This window comes from Pseudomonas sp. GW823-FHT02F05, assembly GCF_058797315.1.
Window position 1 is genome coordinate 13,525 of sequence record NZ_JBXAJM010000009.1, and the last position, 20,266, is coordinate 33,790.

Annotated in this window: 21 protein-coding genes; 11 read left to right on the plus strand and 10 right to left on the minus strand. The window is 59.0% G+C overall.

Annotated features, from left to right (window positions below; all coding sequences use genetic code 11):
- Positions 1–201: 201 nt before the first annotated feature.
- Positions 202–1,671, minus strand: coding sequence for a methyl-accepting chemotaxis protein (locus tag AC1RAC_RS12415; RefSeq protein ID WP_492616622.1), 1,470 nt, complete (start codon positions 1,669–1,671; stop codon positions 202–204).
- Between the two features lie 96 nt (positions 1,672–1,767).
- A complete protein-coding gene (locus tag AC1RAC_RS12420; RefSeq protein ID WP_492616623.1) occupies positions 1,768–2,574 on the minus strand; it encodes a TatD family hydrolase in 807 nt (268 codons plus the stop codon).
- Positions 2,575–2,810: 236 nt separating this feature from the next.
- Between AC1RAC_RS12420 and AC1RAC_RS12425 the strand changes: the two genes are divergently transcribed.
- From AC1RAC_RS12425 to AC1RAC_RS12435, 3 genes are all read left to right on the plus strand, one after another.
- The gene (locus AC1RAC_RS12425) at positions 2,811–4,232 is read left to right on the plus strand and encodes an MltF family protein (protein WP_492616624.1); all 1,422 of its coding nucleotides are present in this window, start codon (positions 2,811–2,813) and stop codon (positions 4,230–4,232) included.
- 104 nt (positions 4,233–4,336) lie between these two features.
- The gene (locus tag AC1RAC_RS12430) at positions 4,337–4,771 is read left to right on the plus strand and encodes a DoxX family protein (protein ID WP_054897910.1); all 435 of its coding nucleotides are present in this window, start codon (positions 4,337–4,339) and stop codon (positions 4,769–4,771) included.
- A gap of 259 nt (positions 4,772–5,030) precedes the next feature.
- On the plus strand, positions 5,031–5,339 hold the full coding sequence (locus AC1RAC_RS12435; RefSeq protein WP_034126721.1) for a hypothetical protein: 309 nt from the start codon (positions 5,031–5,033) through the stop codon (positions 5,337–5,339).
- On the opposite strand, the gene AC1RAC_RS12440 is transcribed toward AC1RAC_RS12435, so the two are convergent.
- Genes AC1RAC_RS12440 through AC1RAC_RS12450 form a run of 3 tightly spaced genes read right to left on the minus strand, consistent with a single transcriptional unit; the run spans position 5,326 to position 8,751 of the window.
- Positions 5,326–7,086, minus strand: a complete 1,761-nt coding sequence (locus AC1RAC_RS12440) for a Gldg family protein (RefSeq protein ID WP_492616625.1) — start codon at positions 7,084–7,086, stop codon at positions 5,326–5,328. The two genes, AC1RAC_RS12435 and AC1RAC_RS12440, sit on opposite strands and share 14 nt — an antisense overlap.
- Positions 7,087–7,102: 16 nt before the next feature.
- On the minus strand, positions 7,103–7,828 hold the full coding sequence (locus AC1RAC_RS12445; RefSeq protein WP_463388374.1) for an ABC transporter permease: 726 nt from the start codon (positions 7,826–7,828) through the stop codon (positions 7,103–7,105).
- Positions 7,825–8,751, minus strand: coding sequence for an ABC transporter ATP-binding protein (locus AC1RAC_RS12450; RefSeq protein ID WP_057976642.1), 927 nt, complete (start codon positions 8,749–8,751; stop codon positions 7,825–7,827). Before AC1RAC_RS12450 ends, AC1RAC_RS12445 begins: the two co-directional genes overlap by 4 nt.
- A gap of 240 nt (positions 8,752–8,991) precedes the next feature.
- On the opposite strand from AC1RAC_RS12450, the gene AC1RAC_RS12455 reads away from it, so the two are divergent.
- Complete coding sequence (locus AC1RAC_RS12455) at positions 8,992–10,032, plus strand: hypothetical protein (protein ID WP_492616626.1); 1,041 nt, start codon at positions 8,992–8,994, stop codon at positions 10,030–10,032.
- Positions 10,033–10,158: 126 nt separating this feature from the next.
- A complete protein-coding gene (greB, locus tag AC1RAC_RS12460; RefSeq protein ID WP_054897905.1) occupies positions 10,159–10,638 on the plus strand; it encodes a transcription elongation factor GreB in 480 nt (159 codons plus the stop codon).
- A 37-nt stretch (positions 10,639–10,675) separates the two neighbouring features.
- On the opposite strand, the gene AC1RAC_RS12465 is transcribed toward greB, so the two are convergent.
- Together AC1RAC_RS12465 and AC1RAC_RS12470 are read right to left on the minus strand one after the other, a co-directional pair.
- A complete protein-coding gene (locus AC1RAC_RS12465; RefSeq protein WP_057976644.1) occupies positions 10,676–13,186 on the minus strand; it encodes an ABC transporter permease in 2,511 nt (836 codons plus the stop codon).
- The gene (locus tag AC1RAC_RS12470; RefSeq protein WP_003189864.1) at positions 13,186–13,869 is read right to left on the minus strand and encodes an ABC transporter ATP-binding protein; all 684 of its coding nucleotides are present in this window, start codon (positions 13,867–13,869) and stop codon (positions 13,186–13,188) included. The genes AC1RAC_RS12465 and AC1RAC_RS12470 overlap by 1 nt, the downstream gene beginning before the upstream one ends.
- Before the next feature lie 10 nt (positions 13,870–13,879).
- On the opposite strand from AC1RAC_RS12470, the gene AC1RAC_RS12475 reads away from it, so the two are divergent.
- From AC1RAC_RS12475 to AC1RAC_RS12485, 3 genes are all read left to right on the plus strand, one after another.
- Complete coding sequence (locus AC1RAC_RS12475) at positions 13,880–14,485, plus strand: arylesterase (protein WP_057976646.1); 606 nt, start codon at positions 13,880–13,882, stop codon at positions 14,483–14,485.
- A 58-nt stretch (positions 14,486–14,543) separates the two neighbouring features.
- Complete coding sequence (locus AC1RAC_RS12480; RefSeq protein ID WP_003189866.1) at positions 14,544–14,837, plus strand: hypothetical protein; 294 nt, start codon at positions 14,544–14,546, stop codon at positions 14,835–14,837.
- 78 nt (positions 14,838–14,915) lie between these two features.
- Positions 14,916–15,881, plus strand: a complete 966-nt coding sequence (locus AC1RAC_RS12485) for a L,D-transpeptidase family protein (protein WP_492616627.1) — start codon at positions 14,916–14,918, stop codon at positions 15,879–15,881.
- A gap of 172 nt (positions 15,882–16,053) precedes the next feature.
- Here the strand turns inward: AC1RAC_RS12485 and oprI are convergent, their stop codons facing one another.
- Complete coding sequence (gene oprI / locus AC1RAC_RS12490) at positions 16,054–16,305, minus strand: outer membrane lipoprotei OprI (RefSeq protein WP_003172710.1); 252 nt, start codon at positions 16,303–16,305, stop codon at positions 16,054–16,056.
- A gap of 612 nt (positions 16,306–16,917) precedes the next feature.
- On the opposite strand from oprI, the gene AC1RAC_RS12495 reads away from it, so the two are divergent.
- Positions 16,918–17,199 (plus strand): GNAT family N-acetyltransferase, encoded by a 282-nt coding sequence (locus AC1RAC_RS12495; protein ID WP_003189869.1) that lies wholly within the window; start codon positions 16,918–16,920, stop codon positions 17,197–17,199.
- A gap of 69 nt (positions 17,200–17,268) precedes the next feature.
- On the opposite strand, the gene AC1RAC_RS12500 is transcribed toward AC1RAC_RS12495, so the two are convergent.
- Both AC1RAC_RS12500 and AC1RAC_RS12505 read right to left on the minus strand, forming a co-directional pair.
- Positions 17,269–18,345 (minus strand): 3-deoxy-7-phosphoheptulonate synthase, encoded by a 1,077-nt coding sequence (locus tag AC1RAC_RS12500; protein ID WP_003189871.1) that lies wholly within the window; start codon positions 18,343–18,345, stop codon positions 17,269–17,271.
- 145 nt (positions 18,346–18,490) lie between these two features.
- Complete coding sequence (locus AC1RAC_RS12505; RefSeq protein ID WP_054920158.1) at positions 18,491–18,910, minus strand: hypothetical protein; 420 nt, start codon at positions 18,908–18,910, stop codon at positions 18,491–18,493.
- Between AC1RAC_RS12505 and AC1RAC_RS12510 the strand changes: the two genes are divergently transcribed.
- Both AC1RAC_RS12510 and AC1RAC_RS12515 read left to right on the plus strand, forming a co-directional pair.
- Entirely contained in the window at positions 18,909–19,295 is a 387-nt protein-coding gene (locus AC1RAC_RS12510; RefSeq protein WP_034126730.1) for a YbbN family protein, read from the plus strand. The two genes, AC1RAC_RS12505 and AC1RAC_RS12510, sit on opposite strands and share 2 nt — an antisense overlap.
- Positions 19,292–20,254 carry a putative 2-dehydropantoate 2-reductase gene (locus AC1RAC_RS12515; protein ID WP_014717662.1) on the plus strand — a complete coding sequence of 321 codons (963 nt, stop codon included), beginning with the start codon at positions 19,292–19,294 and terminating at the stop codon, positions 20,252–20,254. The genes AC1RAC_RS12510 and AC1RAC_RS12515 overlap by 4 nt, the downstream gene beginning before the upstream one ends.
- The last annotated feature ends 12 nt before the right edge of the window (positions 20,255–20,266 follow it).

A 20,266-nucleotide genomic window follows, 5' to 3' on the forward strand; every position in this document is an offset into this window, starting at 1 on the left:
CAAGAGACAGCCCCATTCATCAGGGCTCTAACGAACGCCAGCATCTGCAATCCCTCGCACTGTTTGATCAGGCGAGGGACTTTGCAGCGGTTGTCAGGTAAAAGAAGTCGGCGTTATTCGCGGGGATGGCGAGGAAGTTTCGTCTTAACTTCAGGTAAACCGAGGCTTGGTCGTAGGAGTCGGATTACAGCTGGAACAGTCTTACAACTTCAACTGCCCAATCGCCTTGCTCAACTCCCCGGCCAACGTCGCCAGTTCATTGCTGGTAGTCGCCGATGCCACGGTTTGATGTACGGTGTTTTCGGTCACATCGCGAATGCTCACCACGGCGCGGTTCATCTCTTCGGCAACATGGCTTTGCTGCTCGGCGGCCACGGCGATCTGGGTGTTGCTTTCGCGCATCTGTGCCACGGCCCCGGTGATTTCAGCCAAGGCCACACCAGCTTCCTGGGCCTGCTGGACGCAGTCATCGGCCTTGAATGAGCTTTCCTGCATAAAGTCCACGGCGTCGCGGGTACCGGCTTGCAGCGCCGAGACCATGCGGGTGATTTCGTCGGTGGAGCTTTGCACACGCTTGGCCAGGTTGCGCACTTCGTCGGCGACTACCGCGAAACCGCGACCCATTTCCCCGGCGCGGGCGGCTTCGATGGCGGCGTTGAGGGCAAGCAGGTTGGTCTGTTCGGCGATGCTGTGGATCACCCCGACCACGCCGTTGATTTTCTGGCTGTCTTCGGCCAGTTTCTGGATCATTTCGGCGGTCTGCTGTACCCCAGTGGACAGCCCGGCGATCGAACGCTGTACCCGGGTGACCACTGCCTGGCCGCTGCCTGCGAGGGTGTCGGCGGACTGCGACAAGTCACGGGTGGCGCCCGCGTGCTGGGCGATGTGGTAGACGGTGGCGGTCATTTCGTTGATGGCGGTGGCGGCCTGGTCGGTTTCGCTTTGCTGGCCCAGCATGCCGTGTTGCACCTCGTTCATGCTGCTGGCCAGGCGTGCGGCGCCGTCGTCCAGTTGCCGGGCGGTGCGTGCCACGGTATTGACCACGCGCTGGTAACCGGCTTGCATGGCGTTGAAGGCGCTGGCCATCTGGCCGACTTCATCCTTGCAGGCCAACGGCACCCGTGCCGACAGGTCACCAGTTTTTTCAACGTGCAGCATTACATCCTTGAGGGTGTTGAGCTGACTGAGCAGGAAGCGGATCAACAACTGCGAGGCGCCGAGCATGGCTAGCATCAGGACTGCCACGGCAACGGCGTAATTGGCGAAGCGTTCACTGAACACCTGGCTCAGGCTCGGCGCGTAGGCGAGGACAGCGACCTGCTGGCCGTCGGCCCGGCTGATCACCTCGGCGCCGATCAGCGGGTTTTCACCGAACAACGGCATGGGGTTGAGTTCAGTCCAGCCGTTGGCAGTGCTCAGGGCGGGCAGGTCCTGGGGGATCTGGCCTTTGGAAAATGCGAGCCAGTGCTCACCAGTGGGCAAGGCTCTGTCGGCTGGCCAGGCGGTTAGCAAGCGTCCCTGAGCCTGGGCCGATGCCTGTGACGCCTGGCTACGCGCCTGTTGTTCCAGCTGTACCGCGTACAGCACCAGCAGCAGGGTGGTGATGAAGGCGACCGCATTGACGGCCCAGAATTTGTATTTGAGCGAGATATTGCTAAGCCAGGCACCCATGGAAGGTTTTCTCTGATAGCGGAAACGGTATTGGCAAGGTGCCATTATTGTGCCGCTATTCAGAACAGTGCTTTTGATATGGGTCAATGCGCCGCATCAATCGATGGCAGGCAAGCCGAAAAAGCGCCGGGCGCACGCGGTGCTGTGCAGCGCCAGGTCTTCCATTGTTTCGTTACGGTGCAAGGCCACTTCGCGCAGTACTTCGGGCAGGTAAGCCGGTTCATTGCGACTGTTCTTTGGTTTGGGGCGCAACGTGCGTGGTAGCAGATAGGGCGCATCGCTTTCCAGCATCAGACGGCCTCGGGGAATGTCCCTGACCAGTGAATGCAGGTGGGTGCCACGGCGTTCGTCGCAGATCCAGCCCGTGATGCCAATGTGCAAATCCAGGTCCAGGTAGCTGAACAGCGCTGCCTGTTCGCCAGTGAAGCAGTGCACCACGGCGGCTGGCAGGTGGTCGCGGTAGTCCTTGAGGATCTCCAGCAGACGCTGGTTGGCATCGCGCTCATGGAGAAACACCGGCAGTTGCAGCTCGACGGCCAGGGCGAGGTGTTCTTCGAGGACTTTTTCCTGCTGGGGGCGAGGGGAGAAGTCCCGGTTGAAATCCAGCCCGCATTCACCCACGGCGCGCACTCGGCTGTCGCCCAGCAAGCTGCGCAGGCGTTGGGCGCTGTCGCTGTTCCAGTCGCTGGCAGAGTGAGGGTGAATACCGGCGGTGCTGAACAGGCGCTGGCCGCTTTCGTCGAGCTTTACACACAGTTGCAGGGCCTGTTCGCTGCCCTCGACGCTGGTGCCGGTGAGTACCAATTGCTGCACGCCAGCGGCGTAAGCGCGTTCGAGAACGGCCGTGTGCCTCTCGTCGAAACTGGGGTTGGTCAGGTTGACGCCAATATCAATGAGTTGCATGGTGCTATCTCCGCCTGCGGCCGGAAAGCATATCAGAGCTGTAGATTGATAAGAAAAACCAAGAACTACAACGCGTTAACGCTGTCTTTGAACGTCGCAAGCGACATTGTGGTGGGCCGATTGCCTACCACCGTGGCGCCGTTGCACGCCTTGCCAGCGCATAAAGCGCTCTGTTTCTGACCACCAGCACGTCGTTATTCGCGAAGGTGCTGGCCAGTTTTCTTTTCGGAGAGCGGATGATCCGACCCTCGGCGTTGCTTATGTTGTGCCTGACGTTGCTGCTGCCCATGGCGGCGGTCGCACGTCTGGATGGGCCGCTGCAAGTGGCCAAGCCCGGCAAGGTCCGCGACCTCGCGCAAATTCGCTCCAGCCGCACCCTGCGCGTATTGGTCAACCAGAGCCGCAACAGTTCCGGTGAAGTGCAGGGCCAGGCCATCGGTGTCGAATACCATCGGTTGCGTGCCTTCGAGCAGTACCTCAATGGCCATGCCCGTGATGGGCAGGCCATCAATCTCAAGATCATCCCCAAGGCCAAGGACCAGTTACTCGGCGCGCTGGCCCGTGGCGAGGGCGACCTGGTGGCGCCCGGTGAGTTGCTGGACGTGAAGGGCGCGCACAAGGTCAGCGCCAGCGACCCGATTGTCAGCGATGTGCCGTTGTGGCTGGTGGGCGTCAAGGGTGAACGACGCTTTACCAGGCTGGAGCAACTGTCAGGTCGCACGCTGACGCTGACCACGGGCAGTGCGGCGGCGGATGTCATCAGTCAGGTCAATCAAAAACTGGCTCTGCACAAGCGCCCCCCAGTGAAAGTCGAATGGGTTGACCCCAGCCTGGCGGTGGAAGACGTCCTGGAGATGGTGCAGGCCGGGATTTTTCACCTGACGATCGTGGAAAAACCCATTGCCCAACGCTGGTCGAAAATTCTGCCCAAGTTGCGCTTTGACAAGCAGGTGGTGATCAGCGAGCCGGGCGACGAGTTCTGGTTTGTGCGCCAGGATGCCTCGATGCTGCGCGCCAGCATTGATCGGTTTCTCAAGACCTATCACACGCCTTCCGACCAGGATGTGGCATTCCAGCGTATCTATCGACGCCTCTACCAGGTCCGTAACCCGTTGGCGCGGGCTGACCGCCAGCGCCTGGAAAAACTGCGCCCGGTCCTGCAAAAACATGCACGTGAGCAAGGTATGGACTGGCTGAACCTGGCGGCGTTGGCGTTCAAGGAGTCTTCCCTGGACCCAGGCGCACGCAACAGCGGCGGCCCTACCGGCCTGATGCAGATCACGCCGTCGGCGGCCCAACGGGTGGGGGTCAACAATATCGAGACGCTCGACAATAATGTGCAAGCGGGGGCACGTTACCTGGCGATGATCCGCCGCAAGTTTTTCGCCAGCCCCAAGCTCAATGAGCGTGAGCGCATGGCCTTTATGCTAGCGGCGTACAACATGGGGCCGGAGCGAGTACAGGGCATGCGCACCGAGGCCAAGCGCCGTGGGCTTAACCCCAATCAGTGGTTCTTCCAGGTTGAACGCATTGCCATGGAGCAGGTAGGGATGGGCGGCGTCAGCTATGTTAATAGCGTCAACAAGTATTATTTGGCGTTCGATCGGCAGCGGGAGTCCCTGGAGCCGCCCGCGGCTAAAATTGCATCGCGTAAATAATCGAATTTTTAGATGTCAATTAGGCAATATTTTGGCTTTTATCATTGTTTAAACTGATTAATATAGCGGCCAACCAACCCCTACCTGGAAAAGGATTTACCCCCATGAGCCCAATGATTACCCGTGTACTGTCCACTCGCGCCGGTTATGGCCTGACTATTCTGCGCATTTTCGTCGGCATCATCTTCGCTGCCCACGGTTCGCAAAAACTCTTCGGCTGGTTTGGCGGTGGTGGCCTGGCGGGCACCGCACAATGGATGGAAAGCATCGGCTTGGCGCCGGGCACGCTGATGGCGCTGCTGTCGGGCGGTACCGAGTTCTTCGCCGGCCTGGCCCTGATCATCGGTTTGTTGGTTCGCCCTGCCGCATTGGGCCTGACCTTCCTGACACTGGTGGCGATTTTCTCTGTACACATCCACAACGGGCTGTTCATGGCCAACAACGGTTATGAGTTCGCACTGGCGTTGCTCGGCGGCGCGTTGGCGGTGTTGTTGGAAGGTGCGGGCAAATTGTCTGTCGACCGCGCGATCGCTCACTGATCGTTTAGCAAGCTGTACAGAAGGCCCGCTGATGCGGGCCTTTTCGTTGCCCGGGATTCTTGACACTGCCCCACCGGCTTCTCTAGGATGCTGCTCATGCGCCGATTTAAACAGCTAATTGCGGGGCGCCACTGGGACTCAATGCAGCCCGACAGAAGCACGCTTGCTCACGCAGGGCGTTCTTCGAAATACCGCTAAAGCGCTGGTTCGGTGTTGCCTCTCACCTGCCCGCAGACTTTTGAGGCAGAGACACGACACGATGAATGCACTGCGCCCTCTCATACGCTTGGCCCCGATCACCGCGGACCTGACTCAACGCAATCCGAAAATCCTTCTGGGCGGTAAGCACCAGCCGACGCTGCTGCGTTATCTGGACGGCTGGCCACGCCGTTCCGGTCGACCTTCGGCGTTCCTGATCCAGTTTGTTGAAGACGGCGATTCCCTGGCCCGTTTTGCCAGCGATAGTTTCGACCTGGCAGTGATCCAGGCACCGAATGCCAGCAACGCCGTTGAGGTGATCCATCAACTGACACGCATTGCCCGCCAAGGCCTGATTACCCGTCGCTGAGCGAGTGGTGATAGGCCGCCAACGTAAATGTTCGACGCCTTCGCTGGTATAGGAAAAGTACCCAGGCAATCAGGCACAGCAGCAGCGGTATCGTGGCGACCATCAGCCATTGCAGATATCGTTCGAAACGCAGCAGCGGGGCGTATGCCTGGGTCTTGAGCGCGTGCAACTCGATGGGCAATTGCAGGCGCTCTTTGTTGAGTGCCTGCAACTGGGTAGTGGTATCCACCGCTTGAGTCATGAGGCTGGTGTGGGGTGGGTTCAACCTGCGCCATGCTTGTTCTGTCTGCTCAAGTCGTCGCTCCATCGCAGTCGCACTTTTGCGATAAGCCTGTGCGGCTTCGTCGCGCATGTGTTCTAGCCTGCGCAATGGTTGGCGCATCACACGGGATTGAATATTTCTGAGTGCCTCGGGCGCCGCCAGATTATCCAAAGTGTTCAATACAAACTGCGCGTTGCCGTTGGGTAGGGCGTTGTTGAGCGTGTCCGCGAGCAAGTCCGTGTCGGCCACGATCACCATCTGGATCTGTTCTGCCCTCTGCAGCCCGGGCGGCTGGCCCTCCAGGCCGTCGGGAAACGCTGAATAAGCGGGCCCGTCAAGGCGGGCGGCGATGACATGGCGCTGTCCTGAAGTCGCTGATTCATCTATGAGTGAGTCGAACGTGGTAGCGGAAGCAAAGCGTTCTGCGTCCACCAATGCCGATTGGCGTGAGCTCAGCAGAAGCGGGGTCAACAGCGAGCGGCTTTTGGGGGCCAAGGAGAGCGCGCCGCTGCTCGATACGATGACCGAATGCAGTCCCCAGGTGCTGATATCCGACCTGGTCATTGCCTGCCTTGGCAGATGTAGCCTGGCCGGGTGCAGTACCGCGGGCATTCCGGTGTCGGGCGTTGCTGATGAGGCATAAAGATTATCGACCAGCAACTTGTCCGCAGGCATCTGGATACCCCATGCGGTCAGCAGCGAATCCAGCCTGGCGTTTGTCGATACCGCGTCGGCGCCTATCTCGCTCACCGGGTCGATGAACATCATCAGCTTGCCGCCTTTGAGTACCCATTGCTCAAGGGCATATAGGGCTCGACCAGATAGAGCGTGTGGCTGTACAACCATCAGTGTGTTCATGGAGGGCGGTACTTGGGTGATGTTCGCTGCCAATTCCACCACATTGAATTGCTCGCGCATCAACTCCAGTAACCCTCCGGCCGATTTGCCCAAGGGCAGTCCCGACAGTAGGCCAACAGTGGGGCGGTCAGGGTGCATCAACTTGTAGATCAGGTGGCTGATTTCATACTCGAGCAATGATTCATGCTCAGGGCTGAACGCTTGGATGCGTTGGGCGCCCTGGCCGGCACGCGTACCGATAAGGCCAAGGAATCCTTGTGTATCATCAAGGCCAAACAAGCTGGCTTTATAGGCGTCCTCAGAGAACGGGGTGGGGTTGATAATATGTAAGTTGATCATACCGTTGGCAGCTTTTTCGAATTCCTTGAGCAAGTCTTCCACGCGCCGGCCATAACGTTTCAATATCGGTTTTTTTTGCGGTGCATTGAGGGTGTTGAAGAAATATAAGTCCAGTTGGCTTTCAAGTGAAACGAGTAATTGCCGCGCCGATGGCGATAGGGTATGGGTGTTTTCTTGGGAAAAGTCCCAGCGGACAGTTGGCAGTTTGGGTACCCAGACTAAATTGAATGCCAGAAACAGTAGTGATATGACAATCAATGTCATACCCGCGCGAAAAGCGGATCCCATCAGTGGCGTTCCTATGTCAGCTGTTTCTGTAGTTGAGTGTGAGGGTGGTCGCAAACAGAAAAGCCAAGATCATGCTTATGAAGTACAGGCAGTCATGCAATGTCAACTTGCCGTTATCCATCGCGCTGAAGCGGGAAATCGGATCAAGGGATATCAAACTGTCGATAATCCATATGGGGGTCTGCTGTTCCAGTGCATCCAACATGGAAGATATCCCACTGGCGGCCAGCAACAAGCACAGCGTCAAGAGGGAAATCATAACGCGTTGGTTCGTCAGCACACAGGCAAAGCAACCTACAGAGAGATAGCTTCCCGCCAACAACCAACTGGCGAAGAACTGTGATGCGATAACGGTATTGTCGGGGGTGCCAAGATAATTGACAGCCATCACCCAAGGGAAATTAAGCATCAAAGCGAGGCCACAGACGATCCATGCCGCCATAAACTTTCCAACCACTCGCTGCGTCGGAGTGACGGGTAAGGATTTCAATGTGTCGCAAAAGCCGGTATTGGATTCGTCGGACCATAACTGCGTCGATAAAATCGGTACCAGTAGCAGATAGAGCCATGGATGCAGTTCGAAGAAAGCCTGCAAATCGCTGCTGTTTTGCTCCAGCCAGTGATGGCTGTGCAACCCCATCGTCGCACCCAGCACGAGAAAAACCGCCACACTCAGATAAGTGCTCGGTGACGAGGCAAAGCTGGCGAGTTGTCGTTTGAAAATGATGGCTAGCAGTCTCAAGGATTTACCTCATGGCTCAGATGGTGAACGACATCGTTCAGGCGACCCGGCTCCAGATTCATTGACGTTATGTTCCAGCCACGGTGGGTAATGAGCGCGTTGATTGAAGGGAAGATGGAGTGCCCGGGCATGGCCAGAACAGTCACCTTGCCGGGGGCATGCCGGTCTTCTTCGATGCCTGCGACGCCAGGTAATACGGCAAGCGCCAGCAAATCCAGCGGGGTGTCCGCCGCCAGGGTCACCGCTTGGAAATGCCGGGAGCTGCGTTGCAGATCCGGCAGTGAAGCGTCGGCCACCAGGCGGCCGTCGGCGATGACCAAGGCACGGGTGCAGGTATCCGCTAACTCTTGGTAACGGCGGGAGGCGATGATGATCGTCATTTCCTCGGTCAGGGATTGGATGAGTGCCCTGAACTTGAGCCGTTGATCAGGACATAGTCCCTCCGTAGGCTCATCCAGCAGAAGCAGGCTTGGGGAGTGCAGGAGTGCCTGGGCCATTGCGACTCTGCGCTTCAAGCCAAGTGGAAGCACATCGATCGGGCAGTTGAGCACGGGCAGCAGTTCCAGTCGCGTGACTACTTGCTCGACTCGACTGCGCTTTTCAACACCGCTCAAACCGCGAATAGCGGCAATAAAATTGAGCATATGCCTGACGGACATCCTGTGATGATTGAGGCCGTCCTGGAGTTGATAGCCAACGACTTTTTTGGCTTGGAGTGAATGGGTCTGGGTACTGAAGCCTTGGATAGTGATTTGTCCTGAAGTAGGTTTGATTGCCCCGGCAATCAAACTCAGCAGTGCTGTTTTTCCTGCACCACTCTCTCCCAGCAGGGCCACACACTCCTGGCGCTGGGCGCAGAAGGAGAGGTTGGTGATAACGCTTTTTTTGCCCAGCTGTTTTGTCAAGTTGCTTATCTCGATCATATTTTTACCGAATAAGTTTTGCAGGGCGTGTGAGAGGTGCCGGCCGTATGGGAGAGAGCTTTAAAAAGGGTACGTTCAATAAAGTGGCTTGGGAACGCGAGACGTAACTAATAAGAAGAATCCTACGTTCGGCTCGATAATTCGCTGAAACAATTGTTTTGTTTGGAAGACTTATTAAAGCTCGGATGTTTATCTGGTGTTTATATAAGGTTTTTTCTTTTGTAATGAGGCCTGATTGCCATGATGCTTCTACGTACTCTTGTTCTTGAACGTAACGACGAAGACGCGCCCGTTAACGGCGCGTTGCTGTGTGGGTTCGCTGTCACGCAAACCGGGTCCAACTTTCTCGTGTATAGCCTGGATGAGGAGACCGAACCCGGTCACTCCCGGGTCTATATCGCGGTATTACGTAAAAAGCTCGAACGCTATTTTCTGGGGGGGGTTGATTCAAAAGAGGACCTGCAATCAGCGATGCAGGTCTTCAAGCAGATCCTGATGATGGCGGCCGCGTCAGGTGCGAAGGCAAGCTCGATTGGCGACGCTGAGGTTCCCTTTCACTTTATTGACTTGAAGGGCTGCCGGCTGCCGCCTGCCAGGCCCGAGGATCATCACTCGGTGATCATCAAGAAGGCATTGGTCATGAAGGTGATCACCTTGGGTATGTCTGCGCCGGCGTTGCCTGCGATCGAAAGCAGCGCAGTGATCGTGCCGTCCATTCGCTTTTCGTCGCAAATGGTTGCGCCGCCCCGAAATCCGCGCGCACCCACGGCTGTGCCGCAGCCTATGGATGAAGACACCTTTGAAGAGCCGGCGCAGTCGCTGGCCGCGATCCCGCAGTTGCAGGTCAAGACCAGTGCGCCGCCTGTCCCGGATGAACAAAATGACAGTCAGTTTGAGCCAAACAACCTGCGGCTGGAGCCACCCGAGCCCGACCACTTGGACCCGCCTGCCCACCTGGAACATACCTCTTTGCTTGAAATGGACAGCGCGCTGAGCAATCTGGCCAAGGTCGCCCAAGAGTTGACGCAAAAAAAATGCGCCGTCCTCGAGAAAGAACAAATGCTTGAACAGTGGCAGGCGTCCCTGCAACAGCAGCAGAGCCAACTGGATGAAAAAGGCCGTGAACTTGAGCAGCGCCATACCTATTTGCAGAAGCAGGGGTTGGAGGTCAGTCAGAAAGCCGAAAAACTGACAATGATGATGTTGCAGCTGTCCGGCATGCGCCAGCGCATGCAGGGCATGCTGCTTGAGTTGGATCAAGTCCTGGAGGGCCATGGGTGAGGTTACAGGGGGCGCCGGCCTGGATACTTTCCAGGGTTCATTTATCATCAGTCCCAGCCAGCCGCTGCCTGGGCATGATGCCCTGGCGTATCGGCATCATTAGACATTGCCTGGGGATGTGAGCGTTTGAGTACCAAGCTGATTACCAAAGAGGGTCATGAAGCGCTGAAAAAAGAGCTGGATTACCTATGGCGTGAAAAACGTCCGGATACCACGCGCAAAGTGACCTGGGCAGCCTCCCTGGGAGATCGCAGTGAAAACGCCGATTACCAGTACAACAAGAAGCTGCTGCGCGAGATCGACCGACGGGTGCGTTACCTGCGCAAACGCCTGGAAGACATGCGGGTGGTGGAGTACATGCCCGAGCAGGAGGGCAAGGTGTTTTTCGGCGCATGGGTCGAAATCGAAAACGAACAGGGCGAGGCCAAGCGTTTTCGCATCGTGGGTTATGACGAGATCTACGACCGTATGGATTACATCTCCATCGACTCACCCATGGCACGGGCCCTGCTGCGCAAGGAGGTGGATGACGAGGCAGTCGTACAGACCCCAGGCGGAGAGGTGTGCTGGTGGATCACCAAGATCGAATATGTAAAGCCGGCCTGATGGCACGTACCCTTGGCAGAGTACGCGCCATCGGGGGTCAGCTTTCGCGCAGAACGGTCAGCGGGCTGGCATTCAGTGCGCGGCGCGTGCCAAATACCCCGGCAGCGCCAATCAGCAAGGCACCGATTACGGGCAGCAGTAACAACCACGGGTGGGGATGCCACGCCAGGTCAAATGCATAGCGGTACAGCACCCAGGTCACCAGTTCGGTGCCCAGTGCCGCCAACAAGCCGCTGACGGCGCCCAGCAGGCCGAACTCAATGCGTCGGGCCTTGACCAGCAACTTACGCTCGGCACCCAAGGCGCGTAGCAATGCACCTTGGCGGATTCGTTCATCCAGGGTGGCCTGCAGGCCAGAGAACAACACCGCCATGCCCGCCGCGAGGACAAACAACAGCACGTATTCGACTGCCAGCGTTACTTGGGCAAGGATGCTGCGCAACTGCTCCAGCAGGGCCTCGACCTGCAGGATAGTGACCGCCGGGAAGGCCCGTGACAGGTCGACGATCTGTTGGTCATGGCCGGGAGCCAAGTAGAAGCTGGTCAGGTAGGTCGCTGGCAGATCCTTCAAGGTGCCCGGTTGGAAAATCATGAAGAAGTTGGGCTGGAAGTTATCCCAGTTGATGGTACGCAGGCTGGTGACCCGCGCTTCACGATTTTCCCCGCCGATGGTGAACAACAGATGGTCGTTGAGCTTGAGCTTCAAGCTCTCGGCCACTTTGGCTTCCACCGACACGCCAGGAACCCCGTCAGTGGGTTGCGCCGACCACCAGGTACCTGCCGTCAGGACGTTACCCGCTGGCAAGTCGGCCGCCCAAGTCAGGCTCAGGTCACGTTGAGTGGCACGGTCGCCACTGGAGTCCTTGCTGACAATCTCCTGCACGGGTTCGCCATTGATGCTGATCAGGCGCCCTGGCACCACCGGGTAGAGCGGCGCTGCTTGTGCCTGGACGTCCAGCAGGCGGGCGCCAAAGGCGTCCTTGTCGGCTGGCAGGATATTCAGGGCGAAGTAGTTGGGCGCATCCTTGGGCAACTGGTTTTGCCAGGTGTCGAGCAATTCGCCCCGCAACAGCGCGATCAACCCCATGGACAACAGGATCAAGCCAAAGGCCAGGGATTGGCCCGCTGCCGCCAACGGGTGACGCAACAATTGGCCCAGGCCCAGGCGCCACGGCAGGGAGGCGCGAGCCAGTAGCCGCCGCAGGCTCTGTAGCAACAACAGCAGCAAGCCACCCAGGAGCAGCGCAGCGACTACACCGCCGCCGAGTAATGCGAAGGTCAATACCAGGTCCAGGCTCAGGCGCCACATGATCAGGCCCAAGGCAAACAGTGCCGCGCCGTAGACCATCCAAGTACTTGAAGGAATAGGCAGCAAATCGCGGCGCAATACCCGCAGCGGTGGTACCCGCCCCAGTGCGGCCAGCGGCGGGAGGGCGAAGCCGGCGAGGGCCACCAGCCCGGTGCCGATCCCGGCGACAGCCGGCAGCAACCCGCCTGGCGGTACGTCGGCGGGCAGCAGGTCGTGCAGGAAGTAGAACAGGCCAAATTGCGCCAGCCAGCCGAGCAGGGCGCCGGCCAGGCTTGCCAGCAAGCCCAGCACGCTCAGTTGCAGGCTGAACAGCAGCATGGCTTCACGGCGCGACAGGCCCAGGCAGCGCAACAACGCGCTGGCATCGAAACGTCGACTGGCGAATCGGTTGGCCGACAGCGCCACGGCCACGCCAGCCAGCAGCACGGCCACCAGGCTGGCCATGTTCAGGTAACGTTCGGCCTTGCCCAGCGCGCCGCCGATTTGCTGGTTGCCATCGCGGGAGTCCTGCAGCCGCTGGTTGGCAGCCAGGCCCGGTTTGACCAGGTCGCGATAGGTTTGCAGCGCAGTGCTGCCTTGTGGCGCACGCCATAGTTCGCGGTAGCTCACACGGCTGCCTGGCTGGACGACACCGGTGGCGTCCAGGTCCGCCAGGTTGATCATGACCCTGGGCGTGAGGCTGTAGAAGTTCCCGGCCCGGTCGGGCTCGTAGGTCAGGATGCGCGCCAGGCGCAGGGTCTTCATGCCGACATCGATGCTGTCGCCGATTTTCAGGCCCAGCGCCGTCAGCAATCGTGCTTCCACCCAGGCGTCACCGGGTTTGGGACCACCGCCAGGGGTTTGCGTACCGAATGGCTCGGTGCTGCTTTTAAGCTCGCCGCGCAAGGGGTACTGCTCGTTGACCGCCTTGATGCTGGAGAGCTGGATGCCATTATCGGTGGCGATAACGCTGGAGAACTCCACGATACGAGCGTGATCCAGGCCCAGTTCGGTCCCGGATTTGATTTGCTCGGTACGGGCCGGCGAGCTGCCTTCGAGCACCAGGTCGGCGCCGAGGAATTCGGTGGCGCGCAGCAGCATGGCGCCGTTGAGGCGCGCACCAAAGTAGCCGATGGCGGTGCTTGCAGCCACGGCCACCAGCAGGGCAAAGAACAGCACGCGCAATTCGCCGGCGCGGGCATCGCGCAGTAACTGACGCATGGCAAGGCTGAACAGACGCAATAGCGGCAAACGTGCCATCAAGGCTCCAGGGGCGCGACCATCAGGCCGGCTTCAAGGCGGATCAGGCGTCGGCAACGGTGGGCCAGGCGCTCGTCGTGGGTGACCAGTACCAGGGTCGTACCGCTCTCTTTATTCAACTCGAACAGCAGATCGCTGATGCGCTCGCCAGTATGGCTGTCGAGGTTGCCGGTGGGCTCGTCGGCAAACAGCACGTCCGGTTCGGCGGCAAACGCGCGGGCTATCGCCACGCGTTGTTGTTCGCCACCGGACAGCTGACGGGGCGAGTGGGTCAGGCGCTGGCCCAGGCCTACGCGCTCCAGCAGGTGTTTGGCTCGCTCGCGGGCGTCCTGCCGACCGTCCAGCTCCAGCGGCAGCATCACGTTTTCCAGTGCATTCAAGCTGTCGAGCAATTGGAAGGATTGGAATACGAAGCCCACATGTTCGGCACGGATGCGTGCGCGCTGGTCTTCGTCGAGGGTGCTCAGGGCTTGCCCGGCCAGGGTGACTTCGCCGCTGCTGGGCAAGTCGAGGCCGGCCAGCAGGCCCAGTAGCGTGGATTTGCCGGAACCGGAGCTGCCGACGATAGCCAGGCTATCGCCCTTGTTCAGTTCCAGGCTCAGTTCGTGCAGGATAGTCAGTTCACCTTCCGCGCTGGGAACCACTTTGCTAAGGTTTCGCGCGGTGAGAATGCTTGCGCCCATGGAGAATCCGATGCGAGTGTGGTTTTTGAGTGCTGGCCTGGCCTTGATGTGCATGGCCCAGAACGCAGCGGCGGGTACAGTCCTGATCGTTGGCGATAGTATCAGTGCCGGTTTCGGCCTGGATACCCGCAAAGGGTGGGTCGCGTTGCTGGAACAACGGCTCAAGCAGGAGGGTTTTGAAGATAAGGTGGTCAATGCTTCCATCAGTGGCGACACCAGCGCGGGAGGCCTCGCGCGGCTGCCCGCGGCGCTTGCAACGCACAAACCGGACGTTGTGGTGATCGAGTTGGGTGGCAACGATGGGTTGCGCGGCCAGCCGCCTGCGCAATTGCAACAAAATCTTGCTTCGATGATCCAGCAGTCCCGGGACAGCGGCGCCAAGGTGCTGCTGTTGGGCATGCAGATTCCGCCCAATTACGGCAAGCGCTATGTCGAAGCCTTTGCCAAGGTATTCGGTGATGTGGCACAGAAAGAAAAGGTGCCGTTTGTGCCGTTTTTCCTCGAGGGTGTGGGTGGCCATCCGGAGTTGATGCAGGCTGACGGGCTACACCCGGCAGTCGCGGCGCAAGACAAGTTGCTGGAAAATGTCTGGCCAACGCTAAAACCGCTGTTATGACGCTTTTCTACCGGCAGGCTTTCGGCTAAGGTGGCGCCCCCCCGATTTGGAGCCCTCGATGTCGCGCCCTGCCTGGTCCCTGTTTAACTACCAACTGATCGAGCCGGACGAGCAGCTGGACCTGTTCGCCTGCCAGGAAGTGCGGGTGCATTTGGTGGCGCGTCAATTGGAACTGGGCGGCTCGATCGATCGCACGCTCTGCGGCACTCTATTGCCGGCACAGCCACGCTGGTCATCGGTCAACCGCTCGATTTTCCAAGACCAGCGACTCTGCCCGTTATGCCGGGCAATTCTCGAATCGCAAAAGCGCGGCACGCCTCCGATCTGGCCGGAGCTGCGCTTCGAGCTGTAAAACAGCTTGAAGCTTGGCACTGCGAAGCCGTATACAATCAATTTTTCCCCACCCGTCGTCTTGCGAAGGATTTTCCGGATGTTGTCGCGCCTTTCCGTCGTCACCTGCTGCCTGTCTCTTGCTGCGCTTTGTGCGGCGGGTTCGGCGGCGGCCTTGCAGTTGCCCTTGCCGCCGCCCGGTGAGGACATTGTTGGCCAGGTCCAAGTGATCAAGGCCAAGTACGAAGACACCTTTGCCGACCTTGGCACCACCTACGACCTGGGCTATTCGGAAATGGTTGCGGCCAACCCGGGTGTCGATGCCTGGTTGCCGGGGGCGGGCACCGAGATTGTGCTGCCGACACGCTTTATCCTGCCGCCCGGGCCGCGGGAAGGCATTGTGATCAACCTGGCGGAATACCGGCTCTACTACTATCCAAAAGGCCAAAACGTCGTCTATACCTTCCCTCTGGGCATTGGCCGGGAAGGCTGGGGTTCGCCGATCGCCCATACCAGTATCATCGCCAAGACGCCGAACCCGACCTGGACGCCACCGGCCTCGATCAAGGCCGAACACGCCGCCAACGGTGATCCGCTGCCCAACGTGGTGCCTGCCGGCCCGGACAATCCGCTGGGGCCCTTCAAGTTCACCCTGGGCACGCCGGGTTACCTGATTCACGGCTCCAACATGAAGTTTGGTATCGGCACGCGCACCAGCCACGGTTGCTTCCGCATGTTCAATAACAACGTGTTGGAAATGGCGGGCATGGTGCCGGTAGGCACGTCAGTGCGCATCATCAATGATGCGTACAAGTTCGGCAGCAGTGGTGGCAAGGTTTACCTTGAGGCTCACACGCCGTTGAACGATGACGGTACGCCCTCGGTGGTCGACAAGCACACCGCGGTCATCAATGCGTTGCTCAAGCGCGAAGACCTGTCCAATAACCTGCGGGTCAACTGGGACCAGGTGCGTGATGTGGTCGCCGCCGAGGATGGCTTGCCGACCGAAATTGGAGTGCCAGGCGCGGCGCCCGTGGCCTCAAATACCCCAGCCGACCTGCTGTAGGAGCGAGCTTGCTCGCGAAAAACCTGAGGGCGCCGCTGACATTCAGGACGCCCGCGTTATCGTTGACCATCTTCGCGAGCAAGCGCGCTCCTACAGGTGGCGCGGGCCAAATCAAAGGCAAAAAAAAGCCGACCCATAAATGGATCGGCTTGATAACAACCCCGAAGGATTATTACTTGCGGCTTGCTTTTTCAAGCATGCGCAGAGCGCGCTCGTTAGCTTCGTCAGCAGTCTGTTGTGCTTTTTGAGCAGCAGCCAGAGCTTCATCAGCTTTACGGTAGGCTTCGTCTGCACGGGCCTGGGAGCGAGCTGCTGCGTCTTCAGTTGCAGTCAGACGAGCTTCGGTTTCTTTGGAGACGCTGCTGCAACCGGTAGCCAGAACTGCGGCCAGAGCCAGAGCAGAGAATTTCAGAACGTTGTTCATCGTGTTCCCCTTCAAGGACTTTCAATTTAATGGCTACTTTCTCAGAGTGAGCTAATAGCCGGCGTACATACTACCCATTACTTGTAGTAAGTAAACTGACGTTGCGCAAGAAGCAAAAAAAATTCTTGTGCTGAATCTATTTTGGCTAATCTTTTGGCGGTCTGTATGAAAACTGTCCAGATTTTTGCACCTCGACGAACATTGGATCCAGGCTGAAAGGGCCGGCCCGCATGTGTTAAGCCTTGTAAACAGATGAAATTTTATATAACGAAGCGGGGCACTTTGGTTGCGCTTGGCTTTACTGCGCAAGGCATCTTTCGCGCATCTAGAGGTGACTTTAAGTGCGCCAGTTCGTCTCAAGGTTCAACTGCCGGCAATGTTCAGGCTATCGGTCACCGGTTGATCGAGGCCCTTTCTATATCCACCAGCGGCAGGGGATGACGAGTGCGCCTTGAGCAATTTCAGGATTGGTGCCTACTATTCCCTATGTGCTGGTTGTGAGCGCTCACGGTTTTCTCGCTGTCGAAACCGGCACGGGGTGGCGTAGATGTTCCTTCGCCGGAAAAACATCGGTAAGGTAGGGTCGTTAATTCAGACCCGCGAGGAGTAGTGATGAGCGAGGCGTTGTCCATCCACCATGACCAGGCTGGTCATCAGTTCGAGACCAATGTGGACGGTCATCGTGCCTACCTGACCTACATGGACCTCGGGAAGCAGACCCTGGATATCTATCGCACCTTCGTGCCCAACGCACTGCGGGGGCGAGGCATTGCGGCTGCGTTGACCGAGGAAGCCTTGAAGTTTGCCGAAGAGGCTGGCTACACGGTGATCCCCTCATGCTCCTATGTCGAACGCTATATGGAGCGCCACCAGCGCCATGCTGCGAAGCTGTAACTGACCAGTTGCCAATAAAAAACGCCGGGCTTGGCCCGGCGTTTTTGTGTGCGCGAAACAGGTATTGGCTCAGGTGCGTTTGCGCTGGGGCAACACGTCCTTGAGTTTGGCATGCATGCTGCGCAGGGTGGTTTCAGTGGCCGACCAGTCGATGCAGGCATCGGTGATCGACACGCCGTATTGCAAATCGGCCAAGTCTTTTGGAATCGCCTGGCAACCCCAGTTCAAATGGCTCTCGACCATCAAGCCGATGATCGACTGGTTGCCCTCCAGGATCTGGTTGGCGACGTTCTCCATCACCAACGGCTGCAACGCCGGGTCTTTGTTGGAGTTGGCGTGGCTGCAGTCAACCATGATGTTTGGCTTGATCTTGGCCTTGTTCAGTGCCTGTTCGCACAATGCGACGCTGACCGAGTCATAGTTGGGCTTGCCATTGCCGCCACGCAGCACCACGTGACCGTAGGCGTTGCCCTTGGTCGTCACGATGGACACGCCGCCTTCCTGGTTGATACCCAGGAAACGGTGAGGGCTGGAGACCGATTGCAGCGCATTGATCGCCACGGTCAGGCCGCCGTCGGTGCCGTTCTTGAAGCCTACGGCCGAGGACAGGCCGGACGCCATTTCGCGGTGGGTCTGGGATTCGGTGGTACGTGCGCCGATGGCCGACCAGCTGATCAGGTCCTGCAGGTATTGCGGGGAGATCGGGTCGAGGGCTTCGGTTGCGGTGGGCAGGCCCATTTCAGCCAGGTCCAGCAGCAGCTTGCGACCGATGTGCAAGCCATCCTGGATTTTGAAGGAGTCGTCCAGGTATGGGTCGTTGATCAAGCCTTTCCAGCCGACGGTGGTACGCGGTTTCTCGAAATACACGCGCATGACCAGGTACAAGGTGTCGGACACCTCTGCCGCCAGCACCTTGAGGCGCTCGGCATATTCGTGGGCGGCCTTGAGGTCGTGGATAGAGCAGGGCCCGATCACCACGAACAGGCGGTGGTCGGTGCCGTCGAGAATGTCACGGATGACTTCGCGGCCCTTGGTGACGGTCTGCAGGGCAGCGTCGCTCAGGGGGATTTCGCGCTTGAGCTGATCGGGGGTGATCAGGGTCTCGTTGGATTCAACGTTAAGGTCATTGATCGGTAAATCAGCCATCGTGTTACTCGCCAGGGTCACGGGTGCCGGCCGCCAGCTATCCCCGTGCGGCGGGCACAGCATGATTTGAATGCAGGGGGGAGGAACCTTAGCGCGTAACACGGGCCCGCGACAATGGGCAAAGCCCGGTTTAATCCAGCGCTGGCTACACAATCGCCTCATGGGAGAACTCGTCAGCATGGCGCGACACCCAGTCACGGGCCATGGCTTCAAGTTGCGCAGGCGTTGGCTCGGCATCTTCGTGCAGGCGGCAGTAACGCTCGATCTGGCACACTTGCTCACCCATTCGCGCACCGAACAAGGCGTGTTCATCGGTAAAGCAAATACCGATGCGATAGCCCTGTTCGACTTTGCGGCACCAGGCGACATAGCCCGGATAACGGGCGCTGGGCCCCAGGGAAGGGATATGCAGATCAACCGCCGTGCCGGCGCGCCAGGCACGTGGCCAATTGCAGGCGACGCCGCCGCGGCCGATAGTGTGCAGGCGTTGGCGGGGCAGGGCGGGAGAGGGACGTTGGATCAACTCGACAGCGACATCATCAGGGTGAGGTAAAAAACGACCCATGTACACGGACTCCGAGCGCCGTCCAGTTGACGGCAATGGCAGCAGTATAGTGAAGGAACTGGAATTGACCGACCTGGATATTGACCAGCAATTGCTGGGATTGCCAGGTATTTCGCTGGTAGTGTTCACCAGTGTCGGTTGTGCCAGTTGCCGCTGGGCACGCCAGCAGTTGCCTGGCTGGCATTTGCCGGTGGACCGCGTGTGCTGGGTGGATGCCGGGCACAACGGCGGTGCGGTGGAACGCTACCAGATCTTTCATTTGCCGGCGTTGTTCTTGGTGTGCGAGGGTCAATTCCTTGGGCAATTACAGGCACGTCTTACAGCATCCGACCTCGCTGAATGCGTAAACCAGGCGCTCAATCGAATACCAGAGGATTTGCCATGACAGCAGTTGCAGCCCCGTCGCCACGCATTGGCATTATCGGTACCGGTGCCATTGGTGGTTACTACGGACTGATGCTGGCGCGTGCCGGCTTCGATGTGCATTTCCTGTTGCGCAGCGAATATGCCGCGGTGAGCAGGCATGGCCTGCACGTCAACAGTACGGTGCATGGGCAACTGCACCTGCATCCGGTGCAGGCCTATGCCAGCGCCGCCGACATGCCGCCGTGCGACTGGCTACTGGTGGGCACCAAGTCCACCGGCAATGTGGACTTGGCGCCAACCATCGCCCAGGTGGCGGCGCCGGACGCCAAAGTGGTGCTCTTGCAAAACGGCCTCGATGTGGAAGACAGCCTGCGTGAACACCTGCCGCCGTCGCTACATCTGTTGGGCGGCCTGTGCTACATCGGTGTGCACCGCTCGGCCCCCGGTGTGGTCGAGCATCAGGCGTTGGGCCGGGTCAACCTGGGCTATCACAGTGGCACGGCGGCCAACGACGAGGTGCAGCAACAGGCGATTGTCGAAGCCGGCGCCGGGCTGTTTCATCAAGCTGGCATCGAGTCCCAGGCCATGGCCAATGTGCATCTGGCGCGTTGGCACAAGCTGGTCTGGAACGTGCCGTTCAACGGCCTCTCTGTGTTGCTGGGCACGGGCACCACGGCCATGATGGCCGATGAGTCCAGCCGCGAGTTGATCCAGGCGCTGATGGCCGAGGTGGTGCAGGGCGCTCATGCCTGCGGGCATGAAATTCCTGCCAGTTACGCTGGGCAGATGTTCGCCATGACAGAAACCATGGACGACTACCTGCCCAGCATGTACCACGACCATCTGCACAAGCGGCCGCTGGAGCTGGCGGCCATCTACGCCCGCCCCTTGGCCGCTGCCAAAGCGGCCGGTTGCGAACTGCCACGCATGCAGGCGCTCTATCAGGCCTTGAGTTTTATTGATCGGCACAACCGCTGATTGGGGGGAACT

Coding starts and splice junctions, on each gene's coding strand:
- AC1RAC_RS12415 (WP_492616622.1), bottom strand. CDS start 1,671: ATGGGTGCCTGGCTTAGCAATATCTCGCTCAAATACAAATTCTGGGCC.
- AC1RAC_RS12420 (WP_492616623.1), bottom strand. CDS start 2,574: ATGCAACTCATTGATATTGGCGTCAACCTGACCAACCCCAGTTTCGAC.
- AC1RAC_RS12425 (WP_492616624.1), top strand. CDS start 2,811: ATGATCCGACCCTCGGCGTTGCTTATGTTGTGCCTGACGTTGCTGCTG.
- AC1RAC_RS12430 (WP_054897910.1), top strand. CDS start 4,337: ATGAGCCCAATGATTACCCGTGTACTGTCCACTCGCGCCGGTTATGGC.
- AC1RAC_RS12435 (WP_034126721.1), top strand. CDS start 5,031: ATGAATGCACTGCGCCCTCTCATACGCTTGGCCCCGATCACCGCGGAC.
- AC1RAC_RS12440 (WP_492616625.1), bottom strand. CDS start 7,086: ATGGGATCCGCTTTTCGCGCGGGTATGACATTGATTGTCATATCACTA.
- AC1RAC_RS12450 (WP_057976642.1), bottom strand. CDS start 8,751: ATGATCGAGATAAGCAACTTGACAAAACAGCTGGGCAAAAAAAGCGTT.
- AC1RAC_RS12455 (WP_492616626.1), top strand. CDS start 8,992: ATGATGCTTCTACGTACTCTTGTTCTTGAACGTAACGACGAAGACGCG.
- AC1RAC_RS12465 (WP_057976644.1), bottom strand. CDS start 13,186: ATGGCACGTTTGCCGCTATTGCGTCTGTTCAGCCTTGCCATGCGTCAG.
- AC1RAC_RS12470 (WP_003189864.1), bottom strand. CDS start 13,869: ATGGGCGCAAGCATTCTCACCGCGCGAAACCTTAGCAAAGTGGTTCCC.
- AC1RAC_RS12475 (WP_057976646.1), top strand. CDS start 13,880: ATGCGAGTGTGGTTTTTGAGTGCTGGCCTGGCCTTGATGTGCATGGCC.
- AC1RAC_RS12480 (WP_003189866.1), top strand. CDS start 14,544: ATGTCGCGCCCTGCCTGGTCCCTGTTTAACTACCAACTGATCGAGCCG.
- AC1RAC_RS12485 (WP_492616627.1), top strand. CDS start 14,916: ATGTTGTCGCGCCTTTCCGTCGTCACCTGCTGCCTGTCTCTTGCTGCG.
- oprI (WP_003172710.1), bottom strand. CDS start 16,305: ATGAACAACGTTCTGAAATTCTCTGCTCTGGCTCTGGCCGCAGTTCTG.
- AC1RAC_RS12495 (WP_003189869.1), top strand. CDS start 16,918: ATGAGCGAGGCGTTGTCCATCCACCATGACCAGGCTGGTCATCAGTTC.
- AC1RAC_RS12500 (WP_003189871.1), bottom strand. CDS start 18,345: ATGGCTGATTTACCGATCAATGACCTTAACGTTGAATCCAACGAGACC.
- AC1RAC_RS12510 (WP_034126730.1), top strand. CDS start 18,909: ATGTACACGGACTCCGAGCGCCGTCCAGTTGACGGCAATGGCAGCAGT.
- AC1RAC_RS12505 (WP_054920158.1), bottom strand. CDS start 18,910: ATGGGTCGTTTTTTACCTCACCCTGATGATGTCGCTGTCGAGTTGATC.
- AC1RAC_RS12515 (WP_014717662.1), top strand. CDS start 19,292: ATGACAGCAGTTGCAGCCCCGTCGCCACGCATTGGCATTATCGGTACC.